The organism is Marivivens aquimaris (assembly GCF_015220045.1).
Taxonomy (GTDB): domain Bacteria; phylum Pseudomonadota; class Alphaproteobacteria; order Rhodobacterales; family Rhodobacteraceae; genus Marivivens; species Marivivens aquimaris.
In genome coordinates this window covers 2,935,648-2,953,745 of sequence record NZ_JADBGB010000001.1, presented here as the reverse complement: position 1 = coordinate 2,953,745, position 18,098 = coordinate 2,935,648, and the positions used below count along the sequence as shown (strand labels likewise).

Annotated in this window: 16 protein-coding genes; 7 read left to right on the top strand and 9 right to left on the bottom strand. The window is 60.0% G+C overall.

From position 1 onward, the window contains the following. Positions 1-6: 6 nt before the first annotated feature. Complete coding sequence (locus tag IF204_RS14580; RefSeq protein WP_194097812.1) at positions 7-660, bottom strand: peroxiredoxin; 654 nt, start codon at positions 658-660, stop codon at positions 7-9. A 125-nt stretch (positions 661-785) separates the two neighbouring features. Here IF204_RS14580 and IF204_RS14575 point away from each other — a divergent pair, with 125 nt between their 5' ends. Continuing rightward, positions 786-2,222, top strand: coding sequence for an aldehyde dehydrogenase family protein (locus IF204_RS14575; protein ID WP_194097811.1), 1,437 nt, complete (start codon positions 786-788; stop codon positions 2,220-2,222). 71 nt (positions 2,223-2,293) lie between these two features. Here the strand turns inward: IF204_RS14575 and IF204_RS14570 are convergent, their stop codons facing one another. The 3 genes from IF204_RS14570 to hspQ all read right to left on the bottom strand — a co-directional run bounded on the left by IF204_RS14570 (position 2,294) and on the right by hspQ (position 3,986). After that, on the bottom strand, positions 2,294-2,944 hold the full coding sequence (locus IF204_RS14570) for an RluA family pseudouridine synthase (RefSeq protein ID WP_194097810.1): 651 nt from the start codon (positions 2,942-2,944) through the stop codon (positions 2,294-2,296). Then, positions 2,941-3,396 carry a GAF domain-containing protein gene (locus tag IF204_RS14565; RefSeq protein ID WP_194097809.1) on the bottom strand — a complete coding sequence of 152 codons (456 nt, stop codon included), beginning with the start codon at positions 3,394-3,396 and terminating at the stop codon, positions 2,941-2,943. The genes IF204_RS14570 and IF204_RS14565 overlap by 4 nt, the downstream gene beginning before the upstream one ends. Positions 3,397-3,659: 263 nt before the next feature. Further along, complete coding sequence (gene hspQ, locus IF204_RS14560) at positions 3,660-3,986, bottom strand: heat shock protein HspQ (RefSeq protein WP_167636587.1); 327 nt, start codon at positions 3,984-3,986, stop codon at positions 3,660-3,662. Positions 3,987-4,069: 83 nt separating this feature from the next. On the opposite strand from hspQ, the gene IF204_RS14555 reads away from it, so the two are divergent. Together IF204_RS14555 and IF204_RS14550 are read left to right on the top strand one after the other, a co-directional pair. Beyond that, positions 4,070-4,951, top strand: coding sequence for an AEC family transporter (locus tag IF204_RS14555; RefSeq protein WP_194097808.1), 882 nt, complete (start codon positions 4,070-4,072; stop codon positions 4,949-4,951). Positions 4,952-5,023: 72 nt separating this feature from the next. Then, complete coding sequence (locus IF204_RS14550; protein ID WP_194097807.1) at positions 5,024-5,614, top strand: transglycosylase SLT domain-containing protein; 591 nt, start codon at positions 5,024-5,026, stop codon at positions 5,612-5,614. Positions 5,615-5,641: 27 nt separating this feature from the next. Here the strand turns inward: IF204_RS14550 and IF204_RS14545 are convergent, their stop codons facing one another. The 5 genes from IF204_RS14545 to IF204_RS14525 all read right to left on the bottom strand — a co-directional run bounded on the left by IF204_RS14545 (position 5,642) and on the right by IF204_RS14525 (position 13,588). After that, positions 5,642-6,244 carry a LolA family protein gene (locus IF204_RS14545; protein ID WP_194097806.1) on the bottom strand — a complete coding sequence of 201 codons (603 nt, stop codon included), beginning with the start codon at positions 6,242-6,244 and terminating at the stop codon, positions 5,642-5,644. 118 nt (positions 6,245-6,362) lie between these two features. Next, positions 6,363-7,802, bottom strand: coding sequence for a hypothetical protein (locus IF204_RS14540; RefSeq protein ID WP_194097805.1), 1,440 nt, complete (start codon positions 7,800-7,802; stop codon positions 6,363-6,365). 106 nt (positions 7,803-7,908) lie between these two features. Then, positions 7,909-10,947, bottom strand: a complete 3,039-nt coding sequence (locus IF204_RS14535; RefSeq protein WP_194097804.1) for a DNA translocase FtsK — start codon at positions 10,945-10,947, stop codon at positions 7,909-7,911. A gap of 14 nt (positions 10,948-10,961) precedes the next feature. Then, complete coding sequence (locus tag IF204_RS14530; protein ID WP_194097803.1) at positions 10,962-12,140, bottom strand: aminotransferase class I/II-fold pyridoxal phosphate-dependent enzyme; 1,179 nt, start codon at positions 12,138-12,140, stop codon at positions 10,962-10,964. A 122-nt stretch (positions 12,141-12,262) separates the two neighbouring features. Further along, on the bottom strand, positions 12,263-13,588 hold the full coding sequence (locus IF204_RS14525; RefSeq protein WP_228069216.1) for an amidase: 1,326 nt from the start codon (positions 13,586-13,588) through the stop codon (positions 12,263-12,265). A gap of 43 nt (positions 13,589-13,631) precedes the next feature. Between IF204_RS14525 and IF204_RS14520 the strand changes: the two genes are divergently transcribed. From IF204_RS14520 to IF204_RS14505, 4 genes are all read left to right on the top strand, one after another. Next, positions 13,632-14,885, top strand: a complete 1,254-nt coding sequence (locus tag IF204_RS14520; protein ID WP_194097801.1) for a UbiH/UbiF/VisC/COQ6 family ubiquinone biosynthesis hydroxylase — start codon at positions 13,632-13,634, stop codon at positions 14,883-14,885. A 177-nt stretch (positions 14,886-15,062) separates the two neighbouring features. Further along, complete coding sequence (locus IF204_RS14515) at positions 15,063-15,482, top strand: MarR family winged helix-turn-helix transcriptional regulator (RefSeq protein WP_194097800.1); 420 nt, start codon at positions 15,063-15,065, stop codon at positions 15,480-15,482. Positions 15,483-15,496: 14 nt separating this feature from the next. Continuing rightward, entirely contained in the window at positions 15,497-16,576 is a 1,080-nt protein-coding gene (locus IF204_RS14510) for an HlyD family secretion protein (RefSeq protein ID WP_194097799.1), read from the top strand. Continuing rightward, the gene (locus IF204_RS14505) at positions 16,573-18,096 is read left to right on the top strand and encodes a DHA2 family efflux MFS transporter permease subunit (protein ID WP_194097798.1); all 1,524 of its coding nucleotides are present in this window, start codon (positions 16,573-16,575) and stop codon (positions 18,094-18,096) included. Before IF204_RS14510 ends, IF204_RS14505 begins: the two co-directional genes overlap by 4 nt. Positions 18,097-18,098 lie beyond the last annotated feature (2 nt).

Genomic DNA, 18,098 nt, shown 5'->3' with positions numbered 1-18,098 from the left:
AGCGGATCAGCCGTTGTATTTGGCAGTACGCAGGTACGGCAGCTTGATGTCCAGATCGCCGAACTTCTCGCGGGCCTGATCGTCGTTGAGCGACAGAGCAACGATGACGTCCTGGCCGACCTGCCAGTTCGCAGGGGTCGCAATCGGGTTGCCGTAGGTGGCCTGAAGGCCGTCCAGAGCGCGCAGAACTTCAGCAAAGTTACGGCCGACCGACATCGGATAGGTCATCGACAGCTGGAGCTTCTTGTCCGGCGAGACGATGAACACCGAACGCACGGTCGCGGTGTGGGCCGGAGTACGGCCGTCCGGCAAGTAGGCTTCGGCGGGCAGCATATCGAAGGCCTTCGCGACGGCCAGATCACTGTCAGCGATGATCGGGAAGCTGGCTTCCGCACCGGCAAACTTCTCGATGTCGCCTTTCCACTTCTTGTGCTCTTCAACGCCGTCGACCGAGATACCCATGACCTTTGTGCCGCGCTTGGCCCATTCGTCGGTCAGCTGGGCAACAGCGCCAAACTCGGTGGTGCAAACAGGGGTAAAGTCTTTCGGGTGAGAGAACAGGATAGCCCAGCTATCGCCGATCCAGTCATGAAGGTTGAGGGTACCCTGATCGGTTTCAACGGTCAGGTTCGGGATCGTATCGTTAATTCGCAGAGCCATAATATCCTCCGTAATGATATGTTCATGCCCCGATATAGGATTGCGGAAGTGTTACCGCTACCTCCACTTGTGATTTTGTCGCAGCAATGGCAGGCTGATTTTTGATCAAATTTCAGGAGCCAATCATGCTCGAAAAGCGCGAATTCTACATCAACGGCAAATGGGTCGCTCCTGCCGTGGCACGTGACTGCGACGTCATCGACCCGTCGACCGAAGAAGTCACCGCTGTCATTTCGCTCGGCAGCGAAGCGGACACCAATACCGCCGTCGATGCAGCCTCTGCCGCCTTCCCGTCGTGGGCTGCGACTGCGCCCGCAACCCGCGCCGACTACGTTCGCAAAATCCTCGACCAGTACAACCTGCGCCGTCAGGAAATGGCCGAAGCGATCTCGCGCGAGATGGGTGCCCCGATCGACATGAGCTACGAGGATCAGGCCGAATGCCTGCCGTGGCACCTCGGCAACTTCCTTGATGCGTTCGAGAAAATCGAATGGATCAAGCCGCTCAGCGACGATGTCACCGACACCCAGATCGCGCTCGAACCCATCGGGGTCGTCGGCCTCATCACGCCATGGAACTGGCCGATGAATCAGGTGACGCTGAAAGTGATCCCTGCCCTCCTCGCTGGTTGCACCATTGTCCTGAAACCGTCCGAGGAAGCCCCGCTCTCCTCGATGCTGTTCGCAGAATTCGTCCATGACGCCGGCATCCCCGCCGGCGTGTTCAATCTGGTGAACGGCGATGGCCAAGGCGTCGGCACCCAGCTTTCGGCGCACGAAGATGTTCAGATGATCAGCTTCACCGGCTCCACCCGCGCCGGTCGTGCGATTTCGAAAACCGCCGCCGAAACGATGAAGCGCGTGACCCTCGAACTCGGCGGCAAAGGCGCAAACGTGGTCTTTGCAGATGCGGGCGAAAAAGCTGTCCGCCGCGGCGCGAAGCACTGCTTCTACAATTCGGGTCAGTCCTGCAACGCCCCGACCCGTATGCTGGTCGAGCGTGATTTCTACGACGAAGCGGTCGAGATCGCCAAATCGGTCGCAGAGAACACCCCCGTTGCCTCCGGCCACCAGAACGGCAACCACATCGGCCCCGTCGTGAACAAACGCCAGTGGGACCAGATTCAGGGCTATATCCAAAAGGGCATCGATGAAGGCGCTCGCCTCGTTGCTGGCGGGCTCGGCCTGCCCGAAGGCATGAACAAAGGCTTCTATGTCCGCCCGACCGTCTTTGCCGACGTCGATCCCGGCATGACGATCGAACGCGAAGAAATCTTTGGCCCCGTCCTGTCGATCATCCCGTTCGACACCGAAGAGGACGCCGTCCGCATCGCCAACGATACGCCCTACGGCCTGACAAACTACGTCCAGACCACCGACACCGACCGCAAACGTCGCCTCGCGCGTCAGCTCAAATCGGGCATGGTCGAGATGAACGGCAAAAGCCGTGCAGCAGGCGCACCCTTCGGCGGCGTCAAAGCCTCCGGCCGCGCCCGCGAAGGCGGCGTCTGGGGGATCGAAGAATTCCTCGAAGTCAAAGCCATCTCCGGCTGGGACGAGTGATCTTCATTCTGACGAAAATACCTCGGGGGTGAGGCCGCAAGGCCGAGGGGGCAGCGCCCCCTCCACCCATCCTAGAACGGCGCTTTGGCTGTGATACGCATTCCGCGGCCGCCGTCAGGGTGACGGAATTGCAGGGTTTCCGAATGCAGCATGAGGCGCGGATAATCGAGCGCCGGCCCCGTTGCATAAAACGGATCACCGAGGATCGGATGCCCGATCTCTCTCATATGCACACGGAGCTGATGTGACCGCCCGGTCTTCGGATAGAGACGGACGCGGCTCTCGTCGTCACTCGCACGAACCACGCGCCAGTCTGTGACGGCTTGCCGCCCCTCTTCATGGTCGACCTTTTGCAGCGGACGGTTCGGCCAGTCTACGATCAACGGCAGATCGACGGTTCCGGTCTTTTCCTGAACCCGACCATAAACCCGCGCAACGTAGGTTTTCTTAGTCGCGCGCGCCTCGAACTGTTTACCAAGGTGCCTTTGCGCGTTCGGCGTCAGGCCAAAGATCATCACACCCGACGTATCGCGATCAAGACGGTGCACCAGCAGCGCAGTCGGGTATGCAGCCTGCACGCGAGTGATCAGGCAGTCCGCAAGGTGCTCGCCCTTTCCTGGCACGGACAAAAGTCCCGTGGGTTTGTCGACGACGACGATCTCGTGGTCTTCGTGCAAGACGACCAGCGGATCCTGCGGCGGGTTATACTCGCTGCCGTTCATGCGCGAGCAAACGTATCGCGCAGGATGGCTTCCAGTGCGGTTTGGTCATCCACGGTGAAGGCATCCGGCTGATTGCTGTCGATATCGAGCACGCCGATGATCTCGCCAGCCGCGTTGAACACCGGCAAAACAATCTCGGAACGTGTCGAGGATGAACAGGCGATGTGACCGGGGAACGCTTCGACGTCCGGCACAAGTTGTGTTTCCTGTAATCGGGCCGCAGCACCGCAGACGCCGCGCGAGAACGGGATAACGAGGCAACCATGACCGCCCTGATAGGGCCCGATCTTCAGTACTTCCGGTTCGGTCACGCGGTAAAAGCCGGTCCAGTCGAAACGGTCGTCCGCGTGGTGCAGCTCGCACGCCAAGGTCGCCATCAGTGCAACCTCGTCTGTCTCGCCCTCGGTCAAAGCGGCGATCTGTTTGGCAAGCGTGGGGTAGTCGGCGCGCATGGCAAAATCCTGTTCGGTTTCACCGTGATTTAGCGGATGACGGCGCGCTCCGCCACCTATCGCGGCATGTTTCCAGATACAGGACAATCTACACCATCAATAAACATTGGTGATTTCATATCCATTCGCGCCGCCAAACTGCCCTTATTTGATCATGCTTGAGCCTTCGCGAGTCTTCATAATGGACAGGTAGCTGCAAAATGCTTCACCCCGATGTCGCGTGCATTTGCCCCCACCCAGTTACGCGGCGTCGGGGACCCAGCTTAGTTAAGCTGGACGTCGAGGTGATATTGCCCGTCTTCGAACGTATCGAAGAATTCTTCCACATCAGGATGCGACACCGGCTCGCCCGAATAATCGGCGATCAGGTTCTGCTCGGACACGTAAGCCACGTAGAAGCTTTCGCTGTTCTCGGCGAGCAGGTGGTAGAAGGGCTGGTCTTTGCTGGGGCGGGCATCTTCGGGGATGGCTTCGTACCATTCCTCGGAATTGCTGAACATCGCGTCGACATCAAACACCACACCGCGAAACGGATGTTTGCGATGGCGGACGATCTGTCCCAACTGGTATTTGGCGCGCGTTTTCAGCATGGCACAAAGCCCCCTTAACCATTACTAATCCTTTGGGGAGTTGCTTGTCCATCGGACGGCACGAAATGGGGTGGAAACAGTCTGTGAACCTTGCACTAACAGTACTGGAGATCACAGCTCCGGTTTTCATTCTTGCGGCCATCGGTTTTGGCTGGGTGCGCCTTGGCTTTGAATACCGCGTCGAGTTCGTCACGCGGCTTGCCATGACCCTTTCGGTGCCCTGCCTGATCTTCACCGCGCTCATGCGGACAGAGATCAATCCCGAGGCCCTCGCAGCATTGTCGCTGGCGGCATTCGTCGGCTACGGCATCATCGCCGCAGCGTCGCTCTTACTCGTCACCGTGATGCGCGCCGACAGGCAAACCTACCTCGCGCCACTGATCTTCGGAAACACGGGCAACCTTGGCCTGCCGCTGGCCCTCTTCGCATTCGGCGAGACTGGACTTGGCTACGCGGTCGTGGTGTTTGCCGTTATGGCGATCCTGTCCTTTACGGTCGGAATCTGGCTGGTGTCGGGCAGCGGGTCGCTGACGAAGATCATCAAGGAACCCATCGTCGCCGCCACCATGCTCGGCGCGCTGTTCCTCTGGCAAGGCTGGCACACGCCGAAATTTCTGACGAACTCGCTCGAACTCATCGGCCAGATGGCGATCCCGATCATGCTGATTACCCTCGGCGTCGCGGTTGCCCGCCTTGAGACACGCGCGATTGGGAAGGCCATGCTCATGGCCGTCATCAAGATCGCGGTCTGCGTCGGCGCGGGCGTCATTGCGGGTCAGTGGTTTGACCTTGAACCTGTCGCGATGAGCGTGCTGATCGTGCAGCTCGCAACGCCGGTCGCCGTGACCTCCTACATGCTGGCCGAGAAGTACGGCGCGGACTCGCAGGCCGTCGCGGGCCTCGTCGTGGTTTCGACCGTGATGTCGGTAGTCGGATTACCGCTCATCCTCGCGTTTCTGGTCTGACGCCTCTTGTTAAACCGTTTCAATGAACGGGCGAATGCGCTAGGCTTTGAAAAACAAGAAAGCGAGAGGCAGATGAGCAGATTCTTCCTCGCCCTGATGATTGCGCTCGTTCTCGGCAGCTGCGGAGAACGACAAGGCTCCGCACCGCGCGAGCTTGATGACGCCTGTTCGATCCTGACAGAGCGTCCGCATTACGTTCGGGCGTTCCGCAACGCCAAACGCCGCTGGGGCGTGGAACCTTACGTCCTGATGGCGATGATCTATCAGGAAAGCAAATTCATCTCGAACAACCGGACCCCGCACCAGTTCGCGCTGGGTGTGATCCCCATCGGTCGCCAGTCTTCGGCCTTCGGCTATTCGCAAGCGCTCGACGGCACATGGGAAGAATACCAGCGTGACCATGGCGGCTACGGCTCGCGTCGGGATGATATTCAGGACGCGACGGACTTCATGGGTTGGTACATGGCCCAGACCACCGAAGAGACGGGCGTCGCGCTGTATGACACCCGCAACCAGTACCTCGCCTATCACGAGGGGCGTTCGGGCTATCTGCGCGGCAGCTACCGCAGCAAGAGCTGGCTGGTGCGTATTGCGGATGAGGTTGCGGCTCGTTCGATCATGTACCAGCAGCAGTTGGCTTATTGCAGGCAAGCACGGTTCTAAAAGAAAAGGCGCCCGAGGGCGCCTTTTTTAGTTCCAGTTATCGGTCTCGGCGATGATGTTGAACATCCGGTCCGAGATGCCTCCCCCGACGGTCATGTCACCAAGCACCATCGTCGTCTGGGTGCCGGTGTTATCCGTGATCACCCACTGACGCAGTTGCGCCGGATTGGTGAACTTCAGCTGGATATTTCCGTACTCGGGGTGTGCAGGGTCCTGAGCGGTCACGGTCGTCGAGGTTCCGTCAGAGGTATGGCCGGTGACCATGCTCGCGCGGGTCAGGTCCACATTGTCCTGAAGGATGATACTGAGAGGCGTTTCGCTCAGCGGGTAACGCTGCGGGTTGTCAGTGGACCGCGCATCGAAAATCGCGACCGAGCCACCACCGGCAATCACCAGCGATTTTTCGGGGGCATCGTATTCGAAGCGGATACGACCGGGGCGTTTGATGTAGATGGTACCGGTCGAGATAGTGCCGTCCGAGTTGATCTGGGTGAAGTCACCCTGAGCCGTCTGAAGCTGGTTCATGTAGCTCGAAATCTCGGAAAGCGACAGCTCCTGAGCCTGCGCCTGACCGGCAAAAGCAGCCAGCGCGAACGGCGCGGCGAGGAAGAGGCGGCGAAGAGGGTTCATGGTCAATCCTGATATTTCCGTCTGTTGCGTTATCAGATGGGTCGACCCCAGCGAAAAACCAGACGTTATTCAATATCGACGATAAGTTGACCGATGACCTCTGCGCCGCCCACTGGCGTCAGATGTAGTAGTAATAAGCGCTCTCGAATTCGTAGAGCGTCACATCGTAGAGGTCGAGCGTGTAGAGATCGCTGCCCGCCCCCCACTGCAACCGGACGGAGTCTGTGTAGAAGTCACCGTCTGTATCGATGGCCGTGCGCGAGCTGTTGGCCAGCGACCAACCGGTGCTGCTATCGAACTCGAAATCGCTGGCATAGCTGGCCCAACCGTCAATGACATCGTGGTCACCTTTGGCATTCGCGGCGATGTAGTAGGTCGTCGTCGCACCATCGAGGTAGCTGGTGTCGTCGCCATCACCCATATCGAGATAGAGGTTATAGGCGTAGTAACTATCGACCGTGAATGTGTCCGCGCCTTTGCCGCCATTGACCGACGCACCCATGGTGCCGGTATAGACGAATTCGTCAGCACCATTTCCGCCGATCATATCAACGTATGCACCGCTAGCTTCGATGTAGTCGCTACCGCCGCCGCCATCGAGCCGATCATAGGTGCCAGAGCTTTCGAGGTAGTCGGAACCCGCCTGCCCCTTGAGCACATTGTCCGAACCCGCAAAGTCAGTGAGTATATCGTTGTGCTTGCCGCCCTTCAGCAGATCGCTTCCGGCCCCGCCTTCGAGCGTATCCTCGCCCGCATGGCCCAGCAGGATGTCGTTGCCCTGACGGCCAAGAAAGCTGTCATCGCCGCCACGGCCAAGCATTTTGTTGTTCAGGTTCGTTCCCACGAGCACATCATCGCCCCCGCCAAAGCTGAACCGGATATCATCGCCACCACGGTAGGCCACTGACGGCGCTCTGTTCCCCAGCTTGTCGCCATAGAGGAAATCAAGCGCCTGATTGTCCAGCACACCGATGCCGGTGTTCGGCGACGATCCCCAATTATAGGTCATCACGGTCTGCTGGTTGTTATCGTATGACGACTTCAGGCGGATCGACCCTTCGTGCGGATGCGACAGACCGAGCGAGTGGGCGATCTCGTGGTTAATTGTCTCGATGGAAAAGCCTCCCGAGAACGGCGCGAGCGCGTCGATATCGAATGTCAGCGTACTGAGGCTCACCGAGGTTTCGGTCGAATAGGCGAGGTCGGCAAATGCCGCGATCCCTACGTCGAGCGGGCCATACGCGCCGTTAAACTCGAACATCGCGTCCTGATTGGCATCGACCTCGATAAAGATCACGCCTGTCTGGGTTTCGAAGTAATCGAGCGAATCGCGGATGACATTTTTCTGCGCGCCGTTGAGCACAACGACTTCGTTGACGTTATAGTCGTAGGGCATGTCCCACTTGCTCGTCAGGTGGGCAGAGTCCTGAAATTTATACGTAATCGCGACCGGCGTGCCGGTATCCATGCCCGTATTCAGACGTGTGTTCGGCCCCCAGTAATCGTTCTGATCAAAGTACGGGAGGATGGCTGTGAAGTCGCTGACGTATTGGGGCATTTTTCCACCGTGAGCATTCTAGGATGAGGCTTCCATATGCTTAACGGCAGATTGTTATTCAATATAAAGGCCCCACGAGGGGGCCTTTAGGTTGAGTGACGGTACGTCAGTGTTGTTCCGGTACCAAGATCTCTCGCTTGCCGACGTGGTTCGCGGCTGACACGACGCCTTCGTCTTCCATCTGCTCGACCAAACGCGCGGCTTTGTTATAGCCGATCGCCAGTTTACGCTGGATGTACGAGGTAGAGCATTTGCGGTCCTTGATGACGATCGCAACAGCGGTGTCATAGAGCGCATCTTCGGTATCGGTGTTGCCACCCGACGCACCAAGGCCGAGCACCGCGTCGATGTCGTTCGCACGGTCATCATCCGGACCGTCGACAACGCCCGACATGTACTCCGGCGGGCCAAACGCCTTGAGGTAGTTCACGATCTCTTCGACTTCTTCGTCCGAAACGAACGGGCCGTGGATACGGGTCACGCGGCCACCGCCAGCCATGTAGAGCATGTCGCCCATACCCAGCAGCTGTTCGGCACCCTGCTCGCCCAGAATAGTGCGCGAGTCAATTTTCGAGGTGACCTGGAACGAGATACGGGTCGGGAAGTTCGCTTTGATCGTACCGGTGATGACGTCGACCGACGGACGCTGCGTGGCCATGATCAGGTGAATACCCGATGCACGAGCCATCTGCGCAAGGCGCTGGATGCAGGCTTCGATTTCCTTGCCCGCCACCATCATGAGGTCGGCCATTTCGTCGACGATAACGACGATGTACGGCATCGCTTCGGGGGTCAGCTCTTCGGTCTCGAAGATCGGATCGCCGGTTTCCTCGTCAAAGCCGGTCTGAACGGTACGTTCGAACATCTCGCCACGGCCCAGCGCATCGCGGACGCGGCCGTTGTAGCCTTCGATATTCCGCACGCCCATCTTGGACATCTTGCGGTAACGCTCTTCCATCTCGCCCACGACCCACTTCAGCGCAACGACCGCTTTTTTCGGGTCGGTCACAACAGGGGAGAGGAGATGCGGAATGCCGTCATAGACGGAAAGTTCGAGCATCTTCGGGTCGATCATGATGAGGCGGCACTCTTCCGGCGTGAGGCGGTAGAGGAGCGACAGGATCATCGTGTTGATCGCAACAGACTTACCCGAACCCGTGGTACCCGCGATTAGCAGGTGGGGCATCTTGGCAAGGTTGGCGACAATGGACTCGCCGCCGATGTCTTTACCCAGCGCAAGCGGCAGGCGGCAGTTCGGGTCGCTGTAATCGCGGCTGTTCAGGATCTCGCGCAGGACAACCTTTTCGCGCTTGTCGTTCGGCAGTTCGATACCGATGACCGAGCGCCCCGGAACGGTCGAAACACGCGCGGACAAAGCGGACATCGAACGCGCGATATCATCGGCAAGGCCGATCACACGGCTCGCCTTCAGACCCGGCGCGGGTTCGAGTTCGTACATGGTGACGACCGGACCCGGACGCACGCTGACGATCTCGCCTTTGATGCCGTAGTCTTCGAGCACCGATTCCAGCATACGCGCGTTGTCTTCGAGCTCTTCATCGGCAAGGTGATGACGCTCGATTTGCGCCGGATCGAGCAGCAGATCAACCGGCGGGGTTTCGTAGTCGGCGTGAAGCGACGAAGCCGGTTCCGGCTTGGCGGGTTTCGACGGCAGAACCGAGCGCTTCATGGTTTTAGCAGGAACAACACGGCGCGGTTCGACGTGAGTTTCCTCGACGGCGGGCTCCGCTTCATAAGACTGCTGGTAGCCTTCCGGCTCCATATCGAGCGGCACTTCGGTGAAGATATTGTCGGCGTCAGTCTCGTCGATCGGCGGAACTTCGTCCCAGCCGCTGGTAAAATCAACGGTCGAGAGCGGCTCTTCGAACGGTGCGGGCTCGGCACTGCGCGTGGCCGAAATCGTCGGCATCGGCGCGGCCACAACCGGTGCGGCGGGCTGCTGGGCACGGCTCATCGGCGGCTCGACAACCAGTGCGCGGGGGCCACGTCCTGCGGTCAGGGTCGGCTCGATACGAACGTCACCTTCAGCGCTACGGGTGATCGGCGGCAGCGGAGCTTGCTCGACCGGAGCTTTCCGAGCGCGGATCGCGTCGGCGATGCGTGCGCGAACGCGGTCGTCACTCGGCTCTTCCGTGAAGGCCGCCAGCGGCGGTTCGTTCTCGATCAGCTCGGGTTCGATTTTGGCTTGGTTGCGGCGCAGTTTGCCGGGCATCAGCTTACCAAAGAGGCTCGGTTGTTCCGGCTGAGTGAAAGTTTGATGATACTCAGGCTCTGCGGCAGGCATTTGATAGGTCGGCGCAGCAACAGGGCGAACGACCGATGCAGTGCGGCTGGCACGCGGAGCGGCCATCGGCACATCGTAAGGATCGTCGTCCTCGAACACTTCCATGTGCGCACCCGGACGCTGCACACGCATTTCGCGGCGCGACTGGACGTTGGCGTAACCGCTCTGCGCGGCGCGGACCGATGCTTCGGCACCGCGACCTGCGATACGGAGCAGCAGGCTGTAGCCCATCACGAGGCCAATGAAGACGTTGCGGCGGATCATCGCGAGCTCCGGACGGGTGAATCCGGCCACGAACAGTCCAAGGACTAGCATAACAATGCCCGAAACGATGCCCACACCGGCCAGTGCAACGACATCGCTCGAAGGGATAACCGAAAGGATCACGCCCAGCGCAGTGTTTCCGAGCATACCGCCGAGGCCGAAAGCATGGCTCCATTCATCGCCCGGCGTCAGCGTGGCAGCCCAGATGGTGCCGACGACGATAGGCAGGGGAAAATACACAAGGCGGGTCATCGCACGCTCGCCGCCCTGATGCAGGCCCATCCGCACACCCCATGCGAACAGCAGCACCGGAATCCACCAAGCGGCCTTGCCGATCACCATGATCAGCGGCGCGGCAATCGACGCACCGGTGCGGCCCAGCCAATTCTGGACGGGCGCATCGGTGGCCAGCATCCAGTTGGGATCGTCCGGCGAATACGACCACAGCATCATAGCCGCCAACGTGCCGAGTATCACCAGCCCGATGCCGAACAGTTCTTTACTCCGCTTTTCCAGCGCAGCCTGCGTCGTGCTATCGAGTAACGGGTCGCGCTGTCGTGTCGAATACAATGCCATACCTGCTCGTTTCCTCAGTCATAGAGGCAGTCGCGGATCAGGGTGAGCCCGCGCTGCATCTCTTGTGTCGGGGCGACCATTGCGACCCTGATGTACCCCTTTCCGGGGTTTTGATTGTTCACTTCGCGGCTCAGATAGCCGCCTGGCAGGACGCGAACGCCTGTTTCCTGCCAAAGCTTCAGCGTTGCTGTTTCACCATCTTCTACCGGAAGCCAGAGGAAGAAACCGCCCTCGGGTGTCTGGTAGCCAGGCACTTCGCCCAGAATGGTTTCGGCAAGCTTGAATTTCTCGTTGTAGAGCGCGCGGTTCTCGATGACGTGCGCCTCGTCGGACCAAACGCGGGTCGACACCTTCTGGATCGGCAACGGCAGCGGTGCGCCGGAGTAGGCACGAAGCTGGCGGATGCGGCGGATCGATTCCGGACCGCCCGCCACAAAGCCGGAGCGCAGGCCGGGAAGGTTCGAACGCTTGGACAGCGAATGGAAAATCGTAACGCGCTCGGGGTCAGCCCCCATTTCCGCAGCGACCTCAAGGGCACCGACAGGAGCGTCTTCGCGGTAAATTTCGGAATAGCACTCGTCCGCGAAGATGCGGAAATCGTGCTTTTCGGCGAGCGCGATAAGCTGACGCCAGTATTCGTGGCTCGCCACAGCACCCTGCGGATTCGACGGCGTGCAAATGTAGGCAATCGCGGTGCGGTCCAGAATGTCAGCAGGCAAGCTAGTGTAGTCGGGCAGGAAACCGTTTTCGGCATCTGCCGGAACAAACACACGCTCCGCCCCGACCGAAATCGCGGCGATCATATAGACCTGATAGAACGGGTTCGGGATCAGAACGACAGGCGTCTTGCCGTTCTTCGTTTCGGGACACAGCGCCATCGCCGCGTTGTACAGCCCCTCGCGGGTGCCGTTCAGCGCCATAATGCAGTCTTCATCGACCGAAACGTTGAAACGTTGCCCAATCCAGCGCGAAATCGCTTCCAGCAGCGCAGGCGATCCATCGTTCGGCGGGTATTTGTTGAAGCCCGAGATGCTCTCGGCAATCACGGCACCAACCCATTCGGGGAAGGCGTGTTGAGGCTCGCCGATAGTCAGCGGGAGCGGGTCTCCACCCGGTTCATGGACGTCGAGAAGCTTCCGCAAACGCGGAAACGCGTAGTCCGACAGGTTCGAAAACCGCTCGGGATATTCCATTGGCTGCCTCAAGGTTACGGGATCATTGTCGTCCCGTTTTGACCTGATTTAGCCAAAGATAATGGGCGGTGTCCAGAAAAACGGCCTTTCTCGGGCGGGCCTATCCTTCTGATTGTGTCTTTTCAGCCAAGCGCCATTTGGACTGCCGCCCCCAAGCGAAGCAGTTTTCCTTCCTGCATCGGAGGCAGATTGAGCATGACACCCGTCGACGGCACACCCGTCGGGATCGTCAGCGCACAACCGCCCATTAGGTTCGCAACACGGGTATTGCGCAGCGCACGCAGATTTTCGGAGACAAAATAGTCGCTGTCCTCCTCGAGCCGCTTGGCATTTGGCGGCAGCATCGGCACGGTCGGCATGATCACCGCGTCATAACCAGCCATCGTTGCGTGATAGGCTTTGCGGATTTCACCCAGGCGCTCCCACGCGGCAATATAGTCCGCAGCAAGGAAATCCCCGCCCGGACGGATGCGCTTGAGGATCTGGTGATACATCTTCTCTGGCGCAGCTTCGATCGTCTTGCCCCAGTAGGAATAGGCGTCGGACGTGTAGAGAATGCCTGCCATATCATAGGCTTCGATCAAGCGGGGAAAGCTTATACGTTCGACTGTCGCACCGGCTGCCTCCAGCGATTTTACCGCAGCGTCAAAGGCGCCCGCAACTGTGGCGTCCAGATCATCCATCACAATGGTGTCGAGCACAGCAAACCGCGCGCCGCGCAGGTCGGCTCCGTTCAGGTCGGCCTGCGGACCACCGAGCGCATGAAACATCGCAGCCGCATCCTCAACCGTGCGGCAAAGCGGCCCCACGGTATCGAATGTCTTGCAAAGCGGCACGACGCCCTCGAGCGACAAAAGCCCGCGCGTCGTTTTCAGCCCTACCAGATCGTTCCAGACGCTCGGCGTACGCACCGACCCGCCCGTGTCCGACCCGACCGCCGCTGCAGCGAGCCCGAACGCGACCGACGTTGCAGCACCCGAAGACGATCCGCCCGCCACCGCGTCATGGTCATTCACGCACGGCGGCGTCTCGGTCTTCGGGTTCAAGCCCAGACCGCTAAACGCGATCTCGGTCATATGCGTCTTGCCCAGACAGACCAGCCCGAGCGCCGTGGCATGTTTCAGCACCGCCGCATCCTCGCTCGGCACGCGGCCTTCCATGTAGAGCGTACCCGCTTCGGTCGCCGTACCGGCCGTGTCGAAAAGGTCCTTCCAACTGACCGGCACACCATCGAGCAGCGACAACCGCTGCCCAACCTTCGCACGCTTCGCCGCGGCCTTCGCCTCGCTCAGTGCACGCTCAGGGGTGAGACGCGCATAGATACGCGTGCCGAACTCACTGGCCGCGATTGCATCGAGATAGGCCTCGGTCAGTTCGACTGGATCAACCTGTCCCGCACCGATCCGGCGCCCCAGTTCCGTCGCGGTCAGTTTGCGTAAGTTATCCATGCAGGTCTCCTTGTTCGGCGCAAAGCTAGCGAGCGGATGTCGCATGGACAATCCCGTTCAAGCAGCCATATTCAGAGCCATGACATTCGACCATGATATCCTGATCGTCGGCGGCGCCCTGAACGGCCCCGCGCTTGCATTGGCTGCGTCCCGCGCGGGTTTCAGCGTGGGTGTGATCGACACCGTTCCACTCGAAACCTACAAGGATCCGGCGTTTGACGGCCGCGCCTACGCGCTCGCTCTCGCGTCGCAGCGTCTGCTCAAAGGGATCGGTATCTGGAACAGCATCGCCGAGCACGCCTGCCCGATGCTGGAAATCAAGGTCACTGACGGCGTCGCTGGCCAAGGCCCAGCACCGTGGATGATGCACTTCGACCACGCCGAAATCGAAGAAGGCCCGATGGGCTTCATGGTCGAGGACCGCCACCTCCGCCCCGCTTTCGTCAACGCGCTCGAAAACGATCCGAACATCACCGTCTATGCGCCCGAAACCGTAGTTGCACAGACAGCAGACCAGCAGGGCGCGAGCGTCACGCTGGCATCCGGAAAGACGCTGGCGGCATCGCTTATTGTCGGCTGCGACGGCCGCAAGTCGGGCACCGCAACCCGCGCGGGCATCAAGCGCACCGGCTGGTCCTATGGCCAAACCGCCATCGTCTGCGCTGTCGCCCACGAAAAGCCCAACGGCGGCATCGCCCACCAGTTCTTCATGCCCCACGGCCCGCTGGCAATCCTGCCGCTCAACGGCAACCGCTCTTCGATTGTCTGGAGCGAAACCGAAGCCCGCGCCAAAGAATGCATGGCCATGGACGACGACGCTTTTCTCGAAGTGCTCAAACCCGCCTTCGGCAGTTTCCTCGGCGACATCAAGCTTGAGGGCAAACGCTTCAGCTACCCGCTGAACCTCACCCTCGCCAACTCCTTCATCGCGGATCGCGTCGCTCTCGTCGGTGACGCCGCCCATGGAATGCACCCCATCGCCGGTCAGGGCCTCAACGCAGGCCTTCGCGATATCGCCGCACTGGCCGACGTCCTGAAAAAGGCCCACCAGACCGGACAAGACATCGGCTCGCCCCAAGTCCTCGCCCGCTACCAGCAGTGGCGCCGCTTCGACACCGCGACTCTGGCTCTTGCGACGGACACCTTCAACAAGCTGTTCTCGAACGATAATCCGCTACTCCGCTCCGTCCGAGACCTTGGCATGGGTATGGTCAACGCAGTCCCCAGCTTACGCCGCAACTTCGTCCGCGAAGCCGCCGGCCTCACCGGTGACCTCCCCAGCCTCATGCGCGACTGACCCTTCATTCTGACTGAAATACCTCGGGGGTGAGGCCGCAAGGCCGAGGGGGCAGAGCCCCCTCCACTGCCAGAAATTGCACCTCTTTCTGCACCAATGCACATGCAGAAACGAATTTCGCCATTGCAATTATACGGACCCATATTATCAGGGTTCGTAGTTAACTGGTGGGCCGACATGAAACCTCTCCCGATTATCCTCCACGAGGCCTACACGCTCATAAAGCGTCGCTTCGAGAAAGAAGCGCGTCCGCAGAACCTGACCATGAACCAGTGGCGGGCTTTGGGGATGCTCAAGAGGCGTGGACCGATCCGCCAGGTGGAACTCTGCGCAGCACTTCAAGCTTCGCCGATGACCATCAGCGATCTGGCCGACCGTATGGAAACGGCGGGCTTGATCAGCCGGACCAACGACCCCGACGACAGCCGCGCAAAGGTGCTCGAACTCACCGAAGCGGGCCACTCCAAATCAGAATTAATGAAAGCGATTAGCGAAGGTGTCTTCGAAGAGGTCTTCGAAGGTGTCTCCGCAGAAGACCTTGCCGTGATGGAACGGGCATTGACCCGCATTATCGAAAATCTGGGCGGCAAGCTCTAACGACAGGACAGAAAATGAACGCAGAAACCAATAAGATCGAAGCTGCGGACGCTACTATACCGACCCCGAAAAAGGCCGGCAAAGGTCGCCGCCGCGCACTGATGATGGCCGTCCCCGCCCTCATCCTCGTGGGCGCAGGGTATTACTGGGCGACCGGCGGTCGCTACATCACCACCGACAACGCCTATATCCACCAGCCGATGATTTCGGTGTCCGCCGATCAGAGCGGCCGTGTGATCGAGGTCGACATTGACGAGAACCAGATTGTCCAAGCGGGCGATGTGCTGTTCCGCATTGATCCGGTCCCATATGAGATCGCGCTGGATCAGGCCGAAGCATCGCTGTCGGCCGCCCGTCTACAGGTCGCACAACTTCGCGCCAGCCATGCGACTGCGGCCGCCCAACTGGAAGCGGCACAGGGCATTCTGAACGTACAAGAACGCGAGCTGGAACGTCAGCAGCAGCTTACCGACCGCGGTGTCGGCACGGCAGCGCAACTTGACCAAGCGACCGTGGCCGAGCGTTCGGCGCGTAACAATGTCAACGTCGCCCAGCGTCAGCTTGAGGCCGCAGCAGCAGCCCTCAGCGGCAATCCCGAAATCGAAACCGATGACATGCCGTCGGTGCGCGCAGCTCTGGCAAGCCGTGATGCGGCGCAGCGCAACCTCGCACATACCGAAGTCGTTGCTCCTAGCCCGGGTACCGTTTCGCAGATCGAAAGCCTGAACGTCGGCCAATTCCTCGGTGCGGGAACGCAAGCCGCGACGCTCGTGAATTCCTCGGACACGTGGATTCAGGCGAACTTCAAAGAAACGCAGCTCGACGGAATCGAGATCGGTCAGGAGGTCGAGGTTGAGATCGACGCCTATCCTGACCTCAAACTGCATGGCACGGTCGAGAGCTTCAATTCTGCCACCGGCTCTCAGTTCTCGCTGATCCCTGCACAGAACGCGACGGGCAACTGGGTGAAGGTCGTCCAACGTCTCGCTGTCCGTATCAAGCTCGACGACGCCCCCGATGGCCTGCTGCGTGACGGTATGAGCGCGCATGTTTCCGTCGACACGGGTGCGTCGCGTCTGGACGAAATGCTATGAGCTTTTCCAAACCAGCGTTCGTCGTTCCGGCGCCTGGTTGGCTGACCGCCTCCATCATGGTGGCGACCATCATGCAGGTGCTCGACACGACTATTGCGAACGTGGCTTTGCCGCACATGGCGGCGAGCCTCGGCGCAACGCAGTCCGAGATTACTTGGGTCCTGACCTCCTACATCGTGGCCTCAGCCATCGCGACGCCGCTGACTGGCTGGACAGCCGACCGCCTTGGCCGCCGCCGCGTGATGGTCGGTGCGATTGCGGGTTTCACCTTGTTTTCTATGCTGTGTGGCCTCGCCAGCAGCCTGCCAGAGATGGTCGTCTTCCGCATCATGCAAGGCGTCTGCGGCGCGATGCTCATCCCCATGGCGCAGTCGCTGCTGCTCGACATCAACCCGCGCGAGCGGATTGGTCAGGCTATGGCGATCTATGGCGCGGGCATTATGGTCGGACCTATCGTTGGTCCGACCCTCGGCGGCTATCTGACCGAGGTCTTCAACTGGCGCTACGTGTTCCTGATCAACTTGCCTGTCGGCATAGTCGCTCTTTTCGGCGTGCTCGCTTTCCTTCCTCAAGAAGAGACGCGCGAGCGGCGCTTTGACTTCATGGGCTTTGCCATGCTGGCGATTGGCATCGGCGCTCTTCAGATGATGCTCGACCGCGGCGAGAGCGTGGACTGGTTCGAATCGACAGAGATCTGGATTTACGCGGCACTGACCGTCTCCGGCATCTGGGCGTTCGTGATCCACAGCCTCGGCTCTGACGATCCGTTCGTGAACCTGCGCATCTTTGCCGACCGCAACTTTGCGATGGGATCGCTATTCATCTTTGTCGTCGGTCTGACCATGTTCTCCGGCCTCGCCCTGCTTCCGCCGCTGCTTCAGCGATTAATGGGGTATCCGGTGATCGAAACCGGCCTTGTGATGGCACCGCGAGGTGTCGGGACGATGTTGTCGATGATCGTCGTCGGGCGGCTGGTGTCGAAATTCGACCCGCGCGCCTTGGTGATGTTCGGTGTGCTTCTGACTGCATGGTCGCTGCACCTGATGACGGGCTTCGACCTTCAGATGGACTCTCATCCAATCATCTGGACGGGCGTCATTCAGGGCTTCGGCCTCGGCTTCGTCTTTGTTCCGCTGTCGACGCTGGCCTTCGCCACGCTGCCGCAGAACCTGCGAGGCGATGCGACGTCGATGTTCAGCCTGATCCGTAACGTTGGTTCGGGCGCGGGCATCTCTATCGTGACGGCGGTTCTGTCGCGGATGATGGTGGTCAACCACGAGTCGCTCGCGACACAGATCACCGCGCAGTCGCCGCAGGTCCGTGACGCGATGCCTTTGCTGCTGAACCACCAGCCGACGTTCATGACGATTGCCGATGGCCTCGTCACGCAGCAGGCGGCGATGATCGCCTACCTCGACAACTTCTTCCTGATGTTGTTGCTGACGCTTGCGGTCATCCCGATCGTGTTCCTGCTCCGCAAACCGCAAGGTCCGGTCGAAGCAGGTCCGCCGTCGGAATAAAG

Excerpts from the sequence above, each read along its gene's own strand:
- IF204_RS14580 (WP_194097812.1), bottom strand. The coding sequence starts at position 660 with ATGGCTCTGCGAATTAACGATACGATCCCGAACCTGACCGTTGAAACC.
- IF204_RS14575 (WP_194097811.1), top strand. The coding sequence starts at position 786 with ATGCTCGAAAAGCGCGAATTCTACATCAACGGCAAATGGGTCGCTCCT.
- IF204_RS14570 (WP_194097810.1), bottom strand. The coding sequence starts at position 2,944 with ATGAACGGCAGCGAGTATAACCCGCCGCAGGATCCGCTGGTCGTCTTG.
- IF204_RS14565 (WP_194097809.1), bottom strand. The coding sequence starts at position 3,396 with ATGCGCGCCGACTACCCCACGCTTGCCAAACAGATCGCCGCTTTGACC.
- hspQ (WP_167636587.1), bottom strand. The coding sequence starts at position 3,986 with ATGCTGAAAACGCGCGCCAAATACCAGTTGGGACAGATCGTCCGCCAT.
- IF204_RS14550 (WP_194097807.1), top strand. The coding sequence starts at position 5,024 with ATGAGCAGATTCTTCCTCGCCCTGATGATTGCGCTCGTTCTCGGCAGC.
- IF204_RS14545 (WP_194097806.1), bottom strand. The coding sequence starts at position 6,244 with ATGAACCCTCTTCGCCGCCTCTTCCTCGCCGCGCCGTTCGCGCTGGCT.
- IF204_RS14540 (WP_194097805.1), bottom strand. The coding sequence starts at position 7,802 with ATGCCCCAATACGTCAGCGACTTCACAGCCATCCTCCCGTACTTTGAT.
- IF204_RS14535 (WP_194097804.1), bottom strand. The coding sequence starts at position 10,947 with ATGGCATTGTATTCGACACGACAGCGCGACCCGTTACTCGATAGCACG.
- IF204_RS14530 (WP_194097803.1), bottom strand. The coding sequence starts at position 12,140 with ATGGAATATCCCGAGCGGTTTTCGAACCTGTCGGACTACGCGTTTCCG.
- IF204_RS14525 (WP_228069216.1), bottom strand. The coding sequence starts at position 13,588 with ATGGATAACTTACGCAAACTGACCGCGACGGAACTGGGGCGCCGGATC.
- IF204_RS14520 (WP_194097801.1), top strand. The coding sequence starts at position 13,632 with ATGGACAATCCCGTTCAAGCAGCCATATTCAGAGCCATGACATTCGAC.
- IF204_RS14515 (WP_194097800.1), top strand. The coding sequence starts at position 15,063 with ATGAAACCTCTCCCGATTATCCTCCACGAGGCCTACACGCTCATAAAG.
- IF204_RS14510 (WP_194097799.1), top strand. The coding sequence starts at position 15,497 with ATGAACGCAGAAACCAATAAGATCGAAGCTGCGGACGCTACTATACCG.
- IF204_RS14505 (WP_194097798.1), top strand. The coding sequence starts at position 16,573 with ATGAGCTTTTCCAAACCAGCGTTCGTCGTTCCGGCGCCTGGTTGGCTG.